General features: G+C 70.3%; 12 protein-coding genes. 7 read left to right on the top strand and 5 right to left on the bottom strand.

The annotated features are described in order from the left end of the window. Positions 1 to 24 precede the first annotated feature (24 nt). Both ABIC28_RS02580 and ABIC28_RS02575 read left to right on the top strand, forming a co-directional pair. On the top strand, positions 25 to 642 hold the full coding sequence (locus ABIC28_RS02580) for a TetR/AcrR family transcriptional regulator (RefSeq protein WP_209928819.1): 618 nt from the start codon (positions 25 to 27) through the stop codon (positions 640 to 642). Next, positions 639 to 1664, top strand: coding sequence for an acyl-CoA dehydrogenase family protein (locus tag ABIC28_RS02575; RefSeq protein WP_209928817.1), 1026 nt, complete (start codon positions 639 to 641; stop codon positions 1662 to 1664). The genes ABIC28_RS02580 and ABIC28_RS02575 overlap by 4 nt, the downstream gene beginning before the upstream one ends. A 28-nt stretch (positions 1665 to 1692) precedes the next feature. Here the strand turns inward: ABIC28_RS02575 and ABIC28_RS02570 are convergent, their stop codons facing one another. Both ABIC28_RS02570 and ABIC28_RS02565 read right to left on the bottom strand, forming a co-directional pair. Beyond that, positions 1693 to 3360, bottom strand: coding sequence for an alpha/beta hydrolase (locus ABIC28_RS02570; protein WP_209928816.1), 1668 nt, complete (start codon positions 3358 to 3360; stop codon positions 1693 to 1695). Between the two features lie 12 nt (positions 3361 to 3372). Continuing rightward, the gene (locus ABIC28_RS02565) at positions 3373 to 3789 is read right to left on the bottom strand and encodes a DUF7144 family membrane protein (protein WP_097210496.1); all 417 of its coding nucleotides are present in this window, start codon (positions 3787 to 3789) and stop codon (positions 3373 to 3375) included. Positions 3790 to 3864: 75 nt separating this feature from the next. On the opposite strand from ABIC28_RS02565, the gene ABIC28_RS02560 reads away from it, so the two are divergent. Further along, positions 3865 to 8403: an ATP-dependent helicase gene (locus ABIC28_RS02560; RefSeq protein ID WP_502944983.1), complete on the top strand. Its 4539-nt coding sequence runs from the start codon at positions 3865 to 3867 to the stop codon at positions 8401 to 8403. Beyond that, positions 8390 to 9178 (top strand): DNA-formamidopyrimidine glycosylase family protein, encoded by a 789-nt coding sequence (locus ABIC28_RS02555; protein WP_097210494.1) that lies wholly within the window; start codon positions 8390 to 8392, stop codon positions 9176 to 9178. Before ABIC28_RS02560 ends, ABIC28_RS02555 begins: the two co-directional genes overlap by 14 nt. 165 nt (positions 9179 to 9343) lie before the next feature. On the opposite strand, the gene ABIC28_RS02550 is transcribed toward ABIC28_RS02555, so the two are convergent. Both ABIC28_RS02550 and ABIC28_RS02545 read right to left on the bottom strand, forming a co-directional pair. Continuing rightward, a complete protein-coding gene (locus tag ABIC28_RS02550) occupies positions 9344 to 9931 on the bottom strand; it encodes a TetR/AcrR family transcriptional regulator (RefSeq protein ID WP_097210493.1) in 588 nt (195 codons plus the stop codon). A gap of 28 nt (positions 9932 to 9959) precedes the next feature. Beyond that, positions 9960 to 10727 (bottom strand): SDR family NAD(P)-dependent oxidoreductase, encoded by a 768-nt coding sequence (locus ABIC28_RS02545; protein ID WP_097210492.1) that lies wholly within the window; start codon positions 10725 to 10727, stop codon positions 9960 to 9962. A 62-nt stretch (positions 10728 to 10789) separates the two neighbouring features. Between ABIC28_RS02545 and ABIC28_RS02540 the strand changes: the two genes are divergently transcribed. After that, positions 10790 to 11458 carry a TetR family transcriptional regulator gene (locus ABIC28_RS02540; protein ID WP_245221173.1) on the top strand — a complete coding sequence of 223 codons (669 nt, stop codon included), beginning with the start codon at positions 10790 to 10792 and terminating at the stop codon, positions 11456 to 11458. Positions 11459 to 11653: 195 nt separating this feature from the next. Further along, positions 11654 to 12148, top strand: a complete 495-nt coding sequence (locus ABIC28_RS02535) for a hypothetical protein (RefSeq protein ID WP_097210491.1) — start codon at positions 11654 to 11656, stop codon at positions 12146 to 12148. A 16-nt stretch (positions 12149 to 12164) separates the two neighbouring features. Here ABIC28_RS02535 and glpD read toward each other — a convergent pair whose 3' ends face one another. After that, positions 12165 to 13898, bottom strand: coding sequence for a glycerol-3-phosphate dehydrogenase (gene glpD / locus ABIC28_RS02530; protein ID WP_097210490.1), 1734 nt, complete (start codon positions 13896 to 13898; stop codon positions 12165 to 12167). Positions 13899 to 14062: 164 nt separating this feature from the next. Here glpD and glpK point away from each other — a divergent pair, with 164 nt between their 5' ends. Then, the gene (gene glpK / locus ABIC28_RS02525; protein WP_269588349.1) at positions 14063 to 15559 is read left to right on the top strand and encodes a glycerol kinase GlpK; all 1497 of its coding nucleotides are present in this window, start codon (positions 14063 to 14065) and stop codon (positions 15557 to 15559) included. Positions 15560 to 15571: the final 12 nt, after the last annotated feature.

The raw sequence follows: 15571 nt of genomic DNA, 5'->3' as shown, positions 1-15571 counted from the left end.
TGAGAATTTTCGAGAGGACCGCAAATGGCACGCTTGACCAGGTCGGAGAGCCAGGCCCAGACCAGGACCAATCTGATCGCGACCGCCCGCGACCTGTTCCTCGCCGACGGGTTCGCCGCGACCTCGCTCGAGAAGGTCGCCGAGGAGGCCGGCTACTCCAAGGGCGCGGTGTACTCGAACTTCCGCAACAAGAACGAGCTGTGCCTGGAGGTGCTCCAGCTGATCCACGTCACCAAGGGCGCCGAGGTGGCCGAGGTGATGTCGCGGCAGGCGCCGCTGGAGGAACGGCTGACGGCGTTCGAGGACTGGGCGCAGCGCACCCTCGGCGATGTCGGCTGGACGACGCTCGAGTTCGAGTTCATCGTGCTGGCGCGCCACGACCCGGAGCTGCGGGCCGCGCTCGTGGCCAGTCTCGACATGGCGCGTGGCATCGTGGCGGCCCTGCTCGATGCGCTCACGGCGTCCGGGGAGGTCACGCTCCCGATGTCGGTGGACGACGCCGCGACCAGCGTGCTGAGTATGGGCGTCGGCCTCGGCATCCAGCGCGCCATCGACCCCACGATCTCGACCGGCATCGTCACCCGAAACCTCCGCGCGCTTCTCACTGCTGCCGGCCCCGCGGATCTACCCTCACAGGCGTGACGAACTGGCCCGAGCTCGCGCGCGAGATCGCCGACGACGTGCTGTACCCCGCCGCCGACAGCGTCGATGCCGACGGCGAGATCCCGCTCAGTCACTTCGAGGCGCTGGCCGCGGAGGGCTTCTACGGCCTCGCCGCACCGACCGAGTTCGGCGGACCCGGTCTCGGTATCGACGACCTGGTGGCGGTGGTGGAGACGCTGTGCGGCGGCTGCCTCGCCACCTGTTTCACGTGGATGCAGCACCACGGCGTGGTCGCGGGGCTGGCGTCGAGCCCGAATCATGATCTGCGCGATGAATATTGGGACGGGTTGATGGACGGGTCGGTCCGGGCAGGCGTCGCCTTCGCAGGCGCCATCCCGCAGCCGCCGCTCCTGTACGCGCGCCGCGTCGAGGGCGGGTACGTGCTCGACGGCGTCGCGCCGTTCGTGACCGGCTGGGGCATCGTCGACATCCTGCAGCTGAGCGCCCGCGACGAGTTCGACGATTCGATCGTGCACGCCATCGTCGACGCGGCCCCCGGCCAGGGCGTGTCGGTGGAAGAGCTGCCGCTGATCGCCGCGCGCGGGAGCAACACCGTCCGGATGCGGTTCGACGGCTTCGAGGTGCCGGACGAGCGGGTGAGCAAGGTGGTGCCCCAGGAGGAGTTCGCCGCCGGTCAGGGATTCGGGTCCTGGCTCAACGCGTGCATGGCGATGGGCGTCGCCCGGCGCTGCCTCACCGAGCTCGGCGAGCGGGGCGTGGACACCACCGGATTCGCGTCGGAGGCGACGGCGGTCCGGGCGAATCTCGATGCCGCACTCGGCGGCCGGTTCGACCTCTTCGCGGCGCGGGCCCAGGCCTCCGAGCTCGCGATCCGGGCCGCCGCCGCGCTGGTGACCGCGACGGGCAGCTCCGCGGCCGTCAGCGGCGCCACCGCCGAACGGCTGATGCGCGAGGCCACATTCACACTGGTGGCGGCGTCGAGGCCGCAGATGCGAGCGGCCTTGCTTGGCGAGCTCGGGGCTGACGCCGCCGGCGTCTGAACCGTCTCGACGCGGCGGCCGATCGCCACTACCCGCCGGTGCCGATGACGGTCCTGAGGGTGGCGAGCTGCTCGCCGGTGAGATCCACGGGCTGCAGCACCGCGTTCCATCCGTCGACGTACTCGGACGTGTACTTGTGGCCGTGACCGCCGGGAACGCCGGTGGAGAACGGCAAGTCTGCGGTGATCTGCCAGAACGTCACGAACGGTATCCAGACCATTTCCTCGAGCACGTCCCGCCCCGGCGGCTGACCGATCCAGTCCGGCTCACTCAAGATCAGGTTCGGACTCCACCAGACGATCGGGTCCGAGGGATGCATCAGGTACAGAACGCGGCTGCCGTCCCAGGGGCTCCCCTCGGGGGGAATCCCGGCCTCGGGGTCGTTGCTGAATCGCACCGTTCGCCCGTCCTTGTAGACGGGCTCGACCTCCGGGCTCCCCGGCTCACGCCGGTCGCTGAACTCGCGGAACAGCGTGTTGAAGTTGGGAGGGCCGGCGAACAACGTTCCCGAGGTCCGGTTGCGCAGGTCGTACTCACCGCTGAAGGCGGTCTCGCCGCCGAACGAGCCAAGGCTCTCCCCCGCGACGAACAGCCGGGGACGGGCATCCTGCGGCAGTTTCGACCACACGTCGTAGACCGCGTCGAACAGATCGCGGCCCGCCTCCCTGGCCTTCGATTGATCGACCAGGTAGGAAATCCACGACGGCAGGTACGAGTACTGGATCGCCACGGTCGCCGCGTCGCCACCGGTGAGGTACTCGAAGCTGTCCACCAGGGCCGGATCCACCCAGCCGCTCCCGGTCGTCGTCACCACGAGCAGGTTGGCGCGCTGGAAGCCTCCGGCACGGCCGAGGTCCTCGACCGCCAACGCCGCCCTCGACTCGGAATCGTCCGACGACGCCAGACCGGCGTAGCTGCGAATCGGTTCCAGGGCCGGGTGGTCGACGAACTGGCCGATCTGATCGGTGGTCGGACCTGCGCCGATGAAGCTGCGTCCCTGCCATCCCAGCGAATCCCACGGCACCACTGAGCCGGGGCCGCCTGACCGGAGGCCGGTCGCGGGCTGCTGGACACCTTCCGGAGTCATCGTGTCGCGCAACGAGAACGCCCCGTTCGCGACGCTGACGAGGCCTCCGAGCAGCACTCCCGAGACCACCGCGTAGACGATTCCGGCAATCAGGAACCACCCGACAACGCTCGCCGCCCGCTGGCCGATCCACCGGTCGAGCCGCCGCGCGCTCCAGCGATACATGCCGCGAATGCCGCGCCCGATCGCAATGAGGAGACAGAACACCACCGCCGCGACGACGGGCGCGAGCACCACCAGCGGAACGTTGTACTCGGTGACACCCATCAACGCGCGGATCTGGTGCTGCCAGTACTGCCCTGCCGCGAACGAGACTGCGAACAGCACCACCGCACTGACGAGGAAGACCAGCCACGAGCGACGTCCCGGGCGCCGAGCAGCTCTATCGGCGAACGCGCGCCACACGAAGGCCGCGAACACGCCCAGCCCGTACCCGATCGCGGCGGTGATTCCACAGACCACCCCTTGCAGCACACCCCCGCGCGGGAGCAGCGACGGCGTGAACGACAGGCACGCGAAAACGAGTGCACCCCAGCACCCGGGCAGCGTGACATACAGCAGCTTCCTGTGCTCACCGGACTCGGGCGTATCCACGACCGTCGACACCATGGCCACCTCCGCCTACCGCAACGGCTTCTCCCAGCCGGAGCTCGGAATCCAGGTCCATACCGCCCAGATGACGAATACATCGAGGACGATGATCAGGCCGGCCCACCCCGGGGCGTAGGGCAGCCACAGGAAGTTGACCACGATCGACAGTGCCGCGATGACGATCGCCAACGTCCGCGCCCATATCCCGGCCCGGAACAAGGCGACACCCACCAGCGCGATCACCACACCGAGGGCGATGTGGATCCAGCCCCACGCGGTCAGATCGAGCTCGTAGGTGTAATCGACGCCGACGGTGAAGACCTCGTCGGTGCCGACCGCAGCCAACCCCTGAAGAACCTGGAGCACGCCGACGGCAACCAGAAGCACCGCGGCCCCGATCGAGGTGCCGGCGGCGACCTCCTGCTTGACGCTCGACTTCTCGGACACGACGGTTCACCTCTCCGGACTCGGATGCAGTACGCCTCCCTCAGTGTGCGCCCAGTGTCGGGGGCCCGAGGCACTATGGACACCATGGACACGGTGCTCGGCAGGTTCTCCGCCCCCACCCGGGAGTGGTTCGCCGGCGCCTTCCCCGCGCCCACCGCCGCCCAGCTCGGGGCCTGGGACGCCATCGCCGACGGCTCGCACGCGCTGGTCGTCGCGCCGACCGGATCCGGCAAGACACTCTCCGCGTTCCTGTGGGCGCTCGACCAGCTGGCCGCCCGCCCGCACGACGATCAGCGCCCGCCTGGCACCACCGTCCTGTACGTCTCGCCGCTCAAGGCGCTCGCGGTGGACGTCGAGCGGAACCTGCGCGCCCCGCTGGTCGGCATCACCCAGACCGCCAAGCGCCTTGGCCTGACGCCGCCGGAGATCACCGTCGGCGTCCGTTCCGGCGACACCAGCCCCGCGGATCGCCGTGCCCTGGTGCGCACACCCCCCGACATCCTCATCACCACGCCCGAGTCGCTGTTCCTCATGCTCACCTCGGCGGCCCGCGAATCGCTCGCCACCGTGCAGACCGTGATCGTCGACGAGGTGCACGCCGTCGCGGCGACCAAACGCGGTGCACACCTGGCTCTCTCGCTCGAGCGGCTCGACATGCTGCTCCCCCGTCCTGCGCAACGGATCGGGCTGTCCGCGACGGTCCGCCCGCACGAGGAGGTGGGCCGCTTCCTCACCGGGTCCGCGCCCATCCACATCGTCTGCCCACCCTCCCCGAAGACCTTCGACCTGACCGTGCGGGTACCGGTCGAGGACATGACCGAACTGGGGGTCACGACACCGGACGAGAATTCCGTTTCCCCGGCCCCACAACAGGGTTCGATCTGGCCGCATGTGGAGGAGCAGATCGTCGACCTGGTCCTCGAGCACCGGTCCTCGATCGTGTTCGCCAATTCCCGCCGGCTCGCGGAGCGGCTCACCGCCAGGCTCAACGAGGTCTATGCCGACCGCCTCGGCGCCCCGGTCGAGACCGTGCACAAGCCGGCCTCGCTGATCGGCTCCACCGCCGAGGTGGGGCACGGCGCCGAGGCGCTGCTCGCCCGCGCCCACCACGGCTCGGTGAGCAAGGACCAGCGCGCGCTCATCGAGGACGACCTCAAATCCGGGCGGCTGCGCTGCGTGGTGGCCACCAGCAGCCTCGAGCTCGGAATCGACATGGGCGCGGTCGATCTCGTCGTGCAGGTGGAGGCGCCGCCCTCGGTGGCGAGCGGGCTGCAGCGGGTCGGGCGAGCCGGGCACCAGGTCGGGGAGATCTCCAGGGGGGTGCTCTTCCCCAAGCACCGCACCGACCTCATCCACTGCGCGGTCACCGTGGAACGGATGACCGCGGGCCGGATCGAGGCGCTCGCGGTCCCGGCGAACCCGCTCGACATCCTGGCCCAGCACACCGTGGCCGCCTGCGCCCTCGACCAGCTCGACGTCCAGTCCTGGTTCGACGCGGTCCGCCGCACCGGGAACTTCGCGACACTGCCCCGGTCCGCGTTCGACGCCACCCTCGACCTGCTGGCGGGCCGCTACCCGTCCGACGAGTTCGCCGAGCTGCGCCCGAGACTCGTCTGGGATCGCGACGCCGATGTCCTCACCGGCAGGCCCGGCTCACAGCGGCTGGCCGTCACCTCCGGCGGAGCGATCCCGGACCGCGGACTGTTCGCCGTGTACATGGTGGGTGAGAAGGCCTCCCGGGTCGGCGAGCTCGACGAGGAGATGGTCTACGAGTCGCGGGTGGGCGACGTCTTCGCGCTCGGCGCCACCAGCTGGCGGATCGAGGAGATCACCCACGACCGGGTCCTCGTCAGCCCGGCCTACGGCCTGCCCGGCCGGCTCCCGTTCTGGCACGGTGACGGCCTCGGCAGGCCCGCCGAGCTCGGCGCGGCTCTGGGCGAGTTCCTGCGCGAGATGTCACTCGGCGCGGACACGGATCTGCGGGCCCGCCTGGCCGACCAGGGCCTCGACACCAACGCCACCCAGAACCTGCTCGCCCTCGTCGAGGAGCAGCGCACCGCCACCGGACAGGTCCCCACCGACCGCACCCTCGTGGTCGAGCGGTTCCGCGACGAGCTCGGCGACTGGCGACTCGTGCTGCACTCGCCCTACGGGCTGCCGGTGCATGCGCCCTGGGCCCTCGCGGTCGGCGCCCGGCTGCAGGAGCGGTACGGGATCGACTCCGCGCCGACCGCATCCGACGACGGCATCATCGTCCGGCTACCGGACACCGAGGACGCCCCGCCCGGCTCGGAGCTGTTCGTCTTCGATCGCGACGAGATCGCGGACATCGTCACCGAGCAGGTCAGCAACTCCGCGCTGTTCGCGTCCCGATTCCGCGAGTGCGCCGCCCGTGCCCTGCTGCTGCCGCGGCGCAACCCGGGCAAGCGGGCGCCGCTCTGGCAGCAGCGACAGCGCTCCGCCCAGCTGCTCGACGTCGCGCGCAAGTTCCCGACCTTCCCGATCCTGCTCGAGACCGTCCGCGAATGCCTGCAGGACGTCTACGACCTGCCCTCCCTCACCGCCCTGTTCGACGGCATCGGCCGCAAGCAGATCAGGCTCGTCGAGGTCGAGACGCCGTCGCCGTCGCCCTTCGCGGGGGCGCTCCTCTTCGACTACGTCGGAGCGTTCATGTACGAGGGCGACAGCCCGCTCGCCGAGCGACGGGCCGCCGCCCTGTCCCTCGACTCCACCCTGCTCGCCGAACTGCTCGGCCGGGTGGAGCTGCGCGAACTGCTCGATGCCGACGTCATCGACCTCACCGAAGGCGAACTCCAACGCCTCGTCCCCGATCGCAGGGCAAAGGATCTCGAGGGGGTCGCGGACCTGCTGCGCCTGCTCGGGCCGCTGACCGACTCGGAGATCGCGAACAGGACGCACGGTGATGCCGCGCTCTGGGTCCGCGAGCTCGAAGCGCAACGTCGGGCCATGCGGGTCGGCTTCGCCGGCGAGCAGTGGTGGGTGGCGATCGAGGACGCGAGCCGGATGCGCGACGCGCTCGGCGTGCCGCTGCCGATCGGCACCCCGGCCGCGTTCATCGAACCGGTCGACGACCCGCTCGGCGACCTCGTCGCGCGCTACGCCCGCACCCACGGACCGTTCTCCCTCGCCGACGCGGCCGCCCGGTTCGGACTCGGGACCTCCGTGGTCCGGGACGTGTTGCGCCGCCTCGCCGCCGACAAGCGCGTGCTGGAGGGCGAGTTCCGGCCCGCAGCCGCGGGCAGCGAGTGGTGTGACGCCGAGGTGCTGCGGCGGCTCCGGCGCCGCTCCCTCGCCGCCGCCCGCAAGGAGGTCGAGCCGGTCGAGCCGTTCGCGCTCGGCCGCTTCCTGCCCGACTGGCAGCACATCGGCGGCGGCCTGCGCGGAATCGACGGGGTGGCCGCGGTGATCGAACAGCTTGCGGGCGTACCGATCCCCGCCTCCGCCTGGGAACCGATGATCCTGAGTTCGCGGGTGCGCGACTACCAGCCGGCGATGCTCGACGAGCTGACCGCCACGGGCGAGGTGCTGTGGTCGGGCGCAGGCGCGATCTCCGGCAGCGACGGCTGGGTGTGCCTGCACCCGGCCGATGCGGCGCCGCTGACGCTGGCCCCGCCCGTCGACACGGAGCTGTCCGAGCAGCAACGCCAGATCCTCGACGCGCTCGCGCCGGGTGGCGCCTACTTCTTCCGGAACCTCTCGGACCTGATCGGCGGGACCGACGACGCCGCCCTCGCGGCCTCGCTGTGGGAGCTGGTGTGGGCCGGCCACCTCAGCAACGACACCTTCGCTCCCCTGCGTGCCCTGTTGTCGGGGCCCTCGCGCTCGACGCCGAGCCACCGGGCGCCGCGCCGGGCACCGCGAGCCCGGCCCTACCGCGCCCTCGCCCGTCCGGCGTTGCCGAGCCGGACCGGGCCGCCCACCGTCGGCGGACGGTGGTCGCTGCTGCCCGAACTCGAACCCGACCCGACCATCCGGGCACACGCGCGGGCGGACGTGCTGCTGGACCGGTACGGCGTGCTCACGCGGGGATCGGTGGTCAGCGAATCGGTCCCCGGTGGCTTCGCCCTGATGTACAAGGTGCTGCGGGGTTTCGAGGACAGCGGGCGGTGCAGACGTGGGTACTTCGTCAACACCCTTGGCGCCGCACAGTTCTCGACCTCCGAGGTGGTCGACCGGCTGCGGGCCTACGGCGACCGGGTCGGCCCGGCCAACGCACCAGCCGCCGTGACCCTCGCCGCGACGGACCCGGCGAACCCGTTCGGCGCCGCGCTGGCCTGGCCCGCCACCGCGGGCGGGCACCGGCCCGGCCGCAAGGCGGGCGCCCTGGTGGTGCTCATCGATGGGGAGCTCGCGCTGTACGTCGAGCGCGGCGGCAAGACCGTGCTCACCTTCACCGATGATCCCGGCGCATTGCACGGTGCGGCCGGATCGCTGGCCGCCGTGGTGGACCACGGCGGCGTCGACAAGATCGTCATCGAGAAGGTCGACGGCGAGTCCGTGCACACCAGCCCCCTCTCGCCGGTCCTCGTCGAGGCCGGTTTCGCGGCGACTCCGCGCGGCCTCCGCAAGCGGGCCCTCCATGCCCGAGGGTGACACCGTCTGGCAGGTCGCGGGGCAGCTCCGCGCCGCGCTCGCGGGCCGGCCGCTCACCGTCTGCGACATCCGGGTGCCGCGCTTCGCGACCGTCGACCTCACCCCTGGACCGGTCGACGAGGTGGTCAGCAGGGGCAAGCACCTGCTGATCCGGGTGAGCGGGCAGACCGTGCACACCCATCTGAAGATGGAGGGCGCCTGGCACGTCTATCCCGAGGGCGGACGCTGGCGGAGGCCCGCGTGGCAGGCGCGGATCCTGCTGGGCACCACCGACTTCCTCGCGGTCGGGTTTCAGCTCGGCATCGTCGAGGTCCTCGCCAGGGACGAAGAGGAGCGGGCGGTCGGTCATCTCGGGCCGGACCTGCTCGGCCCCGACTGGGACCCCGACCGCGCCGCGACGAATCTCGCCGCCGACCCCGCCCGCACGATCGGCCTGGCCCTGCTGGACCAGCGCGTGATGGCGGGCATCGGCAACGTCTACCGCAACGAGCTGTGTTTCCTGCGCGGAGTGCACCCGGCGACCCCGGTGGCCGCCGCAGGTGAGCCGCACGCGTGGGCCGAACTCGCGCACCGACTACTGGTGGCGAACCGGGACCGCGTCGTGCGCATCACCACCGGAGACCGCCGGCGCGGCCGCAGCACCTGGGTGTACGGCCGTTCCGGCAGGCCCTGCCTGCGCTGCGGCACCCTCGTCAGGGGCGGGGTCCTCGGCGACGGAACCCACGTAAGCGAACGGCAGATCTTCTGGTGTCCGCGCTGCCAACCGTCCGTCTGAGCTAGTGCCTCGTGCCCGAAGTCAATTGATGGTTGCCGGGGATCCACGTGGATGCATCGCCAGGCGGAGGAGTCCCAGGTAGCGGGGTTCTACCTGGGACTTCGACAACGCAGCGAGGCGCCGCGTGGGCCCCGGCAACCGCGAGAAGACTTCGGGCGCGAGGCACTAGGGACGGCTCGCCCGGTCCAGCAGGCCGAGGCAGTGCCGGATCAGCGTCTCGCGGGGCACGGTGACCGTGCCGTCGAGGTAACCGATGAACAGACTCGTCAGGGCCCCGACGAGACCGAGCGCACGCAGGGTCCGTTCGTCGGGATCGGCGACGCCTTGCAGTTGATCCTGCACCAGCACAACGAAACTCGGGGCGAGTTCCAGGCCGCGCCCGCCCAGTGCGGGTTCCCGCAGCGGCGCCAGCAGCAGGACCCGGCCTGCTTCGGGGTGGTCGAGGACGAGGGCAACGAACGCGCGGACGGCGAGTTCCGCGATCTCCGTCGGCGTCTCGGCGCCCGCGACCGCGGACACCAACGCGTCGCGGGCCCGCTCACCGACCTCCGCGTACACACCGCGGATGTAGGCGTCGCGGTCGTCGAAGCTCTCGTAGAAATACCGCTCGGTGACCCCGGCCGCGCGGCACGCCGCGCGCACGCTCACCGCGGGCCCGCCTGCCGCACCGAGCAGATCCACCCCGACCTCGAGCAGGCGCGTCCGTCGCTGCAGACGGCGCTGATCGAGGCCGGGGCGGTCGGTGGTGCTCATCGGACCCAGTGTATTCGGGCCCGGTCGATCACATGTGGGTGCCGCCGTCGATGCGAATCTCGGTGCCGGTGACGAACTTTCCGTCGTCGGAGGCGAGCATCGCGATCACGCCTGCGACGTCCTCCGGCGGCGCGAAGCCCTCGCCGATCCACGGGTAGAGCTTGCCGATCAGAGTCGGGTCCAGGTCGTGCTCCGGGAAGCCCGGGTTGCTGGTCATGCCGGAGGCGATGCTGCCGGGCTCGACCGCGACAGCGCGCAGGCCGGCCTTGGCGTACTCGAGGGCGATGGCATGGGTGAAGGACCGGATGCCGCCCTTGGTGGCCGCGTACGCCGCCATGTACGGGTGCGCGAACGACGCCGAGGTGGAGCTGAAGTTCACCACGACACCCTGACCGTTCTCGACCAGCGCGGGCAAGGCCTCGCGGGTGACCAGGAAGGTGCCCGTGAGGTTGACGCCGATCACCTTGTTCCAGAAGTCGAGGCTGGTCTCGTGCGTGTGCGAGGCGCGCAGGATGCCCGCGGCGTTGATCAGCACCTGCAGCCCGCCGAGGTCCTTGATCGCGCCGCCGATGGCCTCCTGTACCGACGCCTCGTTCGAGATGTCGACGACGACGGTGGTCAGGCGGTCCGCGGCCCCGGCCTCCTCGGCGCGGGCGCGCGTGACCGCGAGCCCCTCCTCGGACACATCGGCGGCGGCGACCACGCCGCCCTCCGCGAGAATCCGGGCGACCGTCGCCTGACCGATGCCGGATCCGGCCCCGGTGATGAGCGTCTTGCGGCCCTCGAAGCGGTTCATGAACTGATCTCCTTCTACTGGGTAGTGGTGTGTTCCCGGTCTCAGCTGCACGTTACGCCGAGATGGCACAACGTGCCATGATGGTGTCCATGGCGGACCCCGGCGCACAAGCCCCCCTCCCTCTCACCGAGCGACGGCGACTCCAGACCCAGCTCGAGATCGCACACTGCGCGGCCGAGCTGTTCGCCGCGCGGGGCGCGTCCGCGGTCACCGCCGAGGACATCGCGACCGCCGCCGGAATCAGCTTGCGGACCTTCTACCGGTACTTCCGGACAAAGGAAGAGGCGGTCACCCCGATGCTCGCCGGCGGGGTCCGGGATTGGATCCACGACCTGGCCCGTGGCCCCCGCGACCTCCCGGCGGCCGAGGCACTCGAGCGGTCCGCGCGCCGCGCCCTCTCCCGCACCGACCGGGCAGGCGTCGATTCACTGCGGCTGACGCACGAGCTCTTCCGGGCGATTCCCGGCGACCCCGGACTCGAGTCCGTCTGGTTCCGGATCGTCCACGACACGGAGGAGTCGCTCGTCGAGGTCCTGCGCGACCTGATGGGCCCCGAGGCCGACCCGCTGGACGTGCGGCTGATGGCGGTGGCAGGCAACACCGCGATGCGCATCGCCATCCAGACCTGGGCGGATTCGGATGTGGCCGCCGGAAGCGACGGCACTCCCGCCGAGATCGTCGCGCGATGCATCCGGACGCTCACCGCCGGTCTGCGTACTCCTCAGGGATGACACGACTCTCAGCGAGTTCACACCTGGCGCTGATGTGTGTCAAGGGTTCGCTCGTGATCCTTGAGACATGATCACATTCCCGCTCGTCTTCATCGTCCTGACCGCCATGGCCGTGTCCGGCCTCGCCGCTCGTTCGGTTCCCTCGACCGTGGTCCGCACGCGTTGACCCGGACGGACGTGGAAAGCTCTACGTCCATGGAGCGAACACCCCTGGACGTCGAGGACTCGGCGAGTCGGATCAGCGCGTACGTCTACGGCAACGTCCTGGTGCTCGCCGCCCTCATCCCGTTGCACGACGCCAGCACCTCGCACGCCGCCATGGTGGTCATCGGCACCGTGCTGTCGACCTTCATCGCGCACGCCTTCGCCGAGTCGGTCGGCAGGAGCGCCCGAATCGGGCGCCCGCTGACCCGATCCGAGCATTTCGAGGAGCTCCGCGACTCGGTGCCGGTGCTGACCTCCGGGCTCGTCCCGGCGGCGGTGGTCGGGCTCGACGCCCTCGGCGTGCTCGAGGGGCAGACCGCGCTGTTGCTCGCCGAAATCTGGGTGGTCAGCCGCATCGCCGGCCTCGGCATCGTCATGACCCGCCTGCGCGGCGAGAAGCTCAGCAGGCACACCCTGGTGGCCTGCAGCCTGCTGGCCTTCGTCGCGATCGCCGTGGTCGCAGTGAAGCTCGTGCTGACGCACTGACCCCCGGCGCAACCGATCAGCGCGAGATCGGCACCGGCTCCAGGATCTCCGCCCTCGCCTCGGGCGCGGCGGCCCGCAGGGCGTCCGCCGCGGAGTCGTCGGGCTCCGCCTGCGAGTGGACCTCCGCCTCGACCCGCGCGCGATAGGTCTCCACCTCCCGGTCCACGGTGGCCGCGTCCCAGCCGAGGACCGGCGCCACCAGCTGCGCGACCTGCTCGGCGCAGTTCACCCCGCGGTGCGCGTACTCGATCGAGATCCGGGTGCGCCGCGCGAGGATGTCCTCGAGGTGCAGCGCGCCCTCGGCTGCGGCCGCGTACACCGCCTCGACCTGAAGGTAGTCGGGCGCATCGGTGATCGGTTGCAGCAGTTCCGGGGTATCCGTCGCGAGCCCGAGCACCTCGTGGATCAGCGAACCGTACCGGTCGAGCAGGTGCTTGACCCGGTACGGGTGCAGCCCGTACTGCTCACCGACCGCTGTCGTCTGGTTCACCAACGCGAAGTATCCGTCCGCCCCGACCAGCGGCACCTTCTCGGTGATCGAGGGCGCGACGCGGGCCGGAATGTCCTCGGAGGCCATGTCGACGGCGTCCTCCGCCATCACCCGGTAAGTCGTGTACTTGCCACCGGCGATCGCCACCAGTCCCGGCGCGACCCGCGCCACGGCGTGCTCACGCGAGAGCTTGGACGTCTCGTCGCTCTCCCCCGCGAGCAACGGCCGCAGCCCGGCGTACACGCCGTCGATGTCGTCGTGGGTAAGCGGCGTGACCAGCACCTTGTTCACGTGGCCCAGGATGTAGTCGATGTCCGCCTTGGTGGCGGCCGGATGGGCGAGGTCGAGATTCCAGTCGGTGTCGGTGGTTCCGATGATCCAGTGGTTTCCCCACGGGATCACGAACAGCACCGACTTCTCCGTGCGCAGGATGATCGCCGCCTCGCTAACCACCCGGTCGCGGGGCACCACGATGTGCACGCCCTTGCTCGCACGCACGCGGAACCGCCCACGCTGGTTGGAGAGCGCCTGGATCTCGTCGGTCCACACACCGGTCGCGTTGATGACGACGTGACCGCGGACCTCCGTGGTGCTGCCGTCCTCCGAATCCCGCACCCGCACACCGGAAACCCGGTCGGCCTCGCGCAGGAATCCGACCACCTGCGTCGAGGTGCGGACCACCGCGCCGTAGTGCGCGGCGGTGCGGGCCACGGTCATGGTGTGGCGGGCATCGTCGACGACGGTGTCGTAGTAGCGGATCCCACCGACCATCGAGTTCCGCTTGAGGCCGGGTGCCAGGCGGAGCGCGCCCGAGCGGGTGAGGTGCTTCTGCGCAGGCACCGACTTGGCGCCGCCCATCGTGTCGTAGAGGAAGATCCCGGCCGCCATGTACGGACGCTCCCACACCCGGTGGGTGATCGGGAACAGGAACTTCAACGGCTTGACGAGGTGCGGGGCTAGCGTCGACAGCGAGAGCTCGCGCTCGCGCAAAGCCTCACGCACCAGTCCGAATTCGAGCTGCTCGAGGTAGCGCAGGCCGCCGTGGAACATCTTCGACGACCGCGAGGAGGTGCCGGAGGCGTAGTCGCGCGCCTCGACAAGGGCGACACGCAGCCCCCGGGTGGCGGCGTCGAGCGCGATGCCCGAGCCCACGACTCCGCCACCGACGACGACGATGTCGAATTGCTCGGATCCCAGCTGGTCCCACGCATCCTTGCGCTGTTGCGGGCCCAGAAACTGTGCTCCCGATTGCTTGCTCAACGCATGCTCCTGTGAGTTGTCGACGAATCAGCACCAAGGCTAGGCCATGTCGACCGGTCTTCGCTGCCTCGAACGGGTGGTATGCAGCACCGGGACGACGCTTGGGAAGGGCGCCGTCTCACGATCGACGTGAATTGTGAGGCGCGCTTTAGTAGCTTTTAGCCGTGTATGTCGCCGCGATCGACCAGGGCACCACCTCGAGCCGATGCATGATCTTCGATCATGACGGGCTGGTGGTCGCCTCCGCTCAGAAGGAACACGAGCAGATCTTCCCTCGTGCGGGGTGGGTCGAGCACGATCCGGAGGAGATCTGGCGGGCCACCCGCGAGGTCGTCGCGGCCGCCCTGGCCAAGAAGGATCTGACCCGGCACGACATCGCCGCGGTTGGCATCACGAACCAGCGCGAGACCACCGTGGTCTGGGACCGCCGCACCGGCAAGCCGGTGTACAACGCGATCGTCTGGCAGGACACCCGCACCGACGAACTCTGCACCGAACTCGCCGGCGACGAGGGCCCGGGACGCTACCGCGAGCGCACCGGGCTGCCCCTGTCCACCTACTTCTCCGGCCCCAAGATCCGCTGGATCCTCGACAACGTCGAGGGGGCCCGCGAGCGAGCCGAGGCGGGCGAGCTCTGCTTCGGCACGATGGACACCTGGATCCTGTGGCACCTCACCGGCGGCGCGGACGGTGGGCTGCACGTCACGGATCCGACCAACGCGTCCAGGACCATGCTGATGGACCTGCGGACGCTCGAATGGGATGAACAGATCTGCGCCGAGTTCCGGATCCCGACCTCGATGCTGCCGCAGATCCGCAGCTCCTCCGAGGTGTACGCGCAGGTTCGCGAGCGCGGCATCCTGGCCGGGGTGCCGATCGCGGGCATCCTCGGCGACCAGCAGGCCGCCACCTTCGGGCAGGCCTGCCTGAGCGTCGGTGAGGCCAAGAACACGTACGGCACCGGCAACTTCCTGCTGCTCAACACCGGCACCACCCCGATGCCGAGCAGCAACGGGCTCCTCACCACCGTCTGCTACCGGATCGGCGACGCGCCCGCCGTGTACGCGCTCGAGGGTTCGGTGGCGGTCACCGGATCGCTCATCCAGTGGCTGCGCGACAACCTCGGGATCATCAACTCCGCCAAGGAGATCGAGGGACTCGCCGCCAGCGTGGAGGACAACGGTGGGGCATACTTCGTGCCCGCGTTCTCCGGTCTGTTCGCGCCGAGGTGGCGCCCCGACGCACGCGGGGCGATCGTGGGGCTGACCAGGTTCGTCAACAAGGGGCACCTCGCGCGGGCCGCGCTGGAGGCCACCGCCTTTCAGACCCGTGAGGTCCTCGAGGCGTGCCTCGCCGACTCCGGTGTCGAGCTGACCGCCCTGAAAGTGGACGGCGGCATGGTGCTCAACGAGATCCTGATGCAGTTCCAGTCCGACATCCTCGACGTCCCGGTGATCCGGCCGGTGGTCAACGAGACCACCGCCCTCGGCGCCGCCTACGCCGCGGGGCTCGCGGTCGGGTTCTGGGCGGGCGAGGACGACATCCGCAAGAACTGGGCCGTCGGGCGCACCTGGAAGCCCACCATGGCCGCGGCCGAGCGTGATCGGCTGTACCGGGAGTGGAACAAGGCCGTCGAGCGGACCTACGACTGGGTCGACTAGGCCCCCCTGCGC

Origin of the sequence: Rhodococcus sp. PvR044, from assembly GCF_040548995.1 — a bacterium.
Lineage (GTDB): Bacteria > Actinomycetota > Actinomycetes > Mycobacteriales > Mycobacteriaceae > Rhodococcus_G > Rhodococcus_G oryzae.
The sequence above is the reverse complement of the archived record's forward strand: the minus strand, read 5'-3'. Positions and strand labels throughout refer to the sequence as shown.

Excerpts from the sequence above, each read along its gene's own strand:
- ABIC28_RS02545 (WP_097210492.1), bottom strand. The coding sequence starts at position 10,727 with ATGAACCGCTTCGAGGGCCGCAAGACGCTCATCACCGGGGCCGGATCC.
- ABIC28_RS02580 (WP_209928819.1), top strand. The coding sequence starts at position 25 with ATGGCACGCTTGACCAGGTCGGAGAGCCAGGCCCAGACCAGGACCAAT.
- ABIC28_RS02550 (WP_097210493.1), bottom strand. The coding sequence starts at position 9,931 with ATGAGCACCACCGACCGCCCCGGCCTCGATCAGCGCCGTCTGCAGCGA.
- ABIC28_RS02555 (WP_097210494.1), top strand. The coding sequence starts at position 8,390 with ATGCCCGAGGGTGACACCGTCTGGCAGGTCGCGGGGCAGCTCCGCGCC.
- ABIC28_RS02560 (WP_502944983.1), top strand. The coding sequence starts at position 3,865 with ATGGACACCATGGACACGGTGCTCGGCAGGTTCTCCGCCCCCACCCGG.
- ABIC28_RS02570 (WP_209928816.1), bottom strand. The coding sequence starts at position 3,360 with ATGGTGTCGACGGTCGTGGATACGCCCGAGTCCGGTGAGCACAGGAAG.
- ABIC28_RS02535 (WP_097210491.1), top strand. The coding sequence starts at position 11,654 with ATGGAGCGAACACCCCTGGACGTCGAGGACTCGGCGAGTCGGATCAGC.
- ABIC28_RS02540 (WP_245221173.1), top strand. The coding sequence starts at position 10,790 with ATGGCACAACGTGCCATGATGGTGTCCATGGCGGACCCCGGCGCACAA.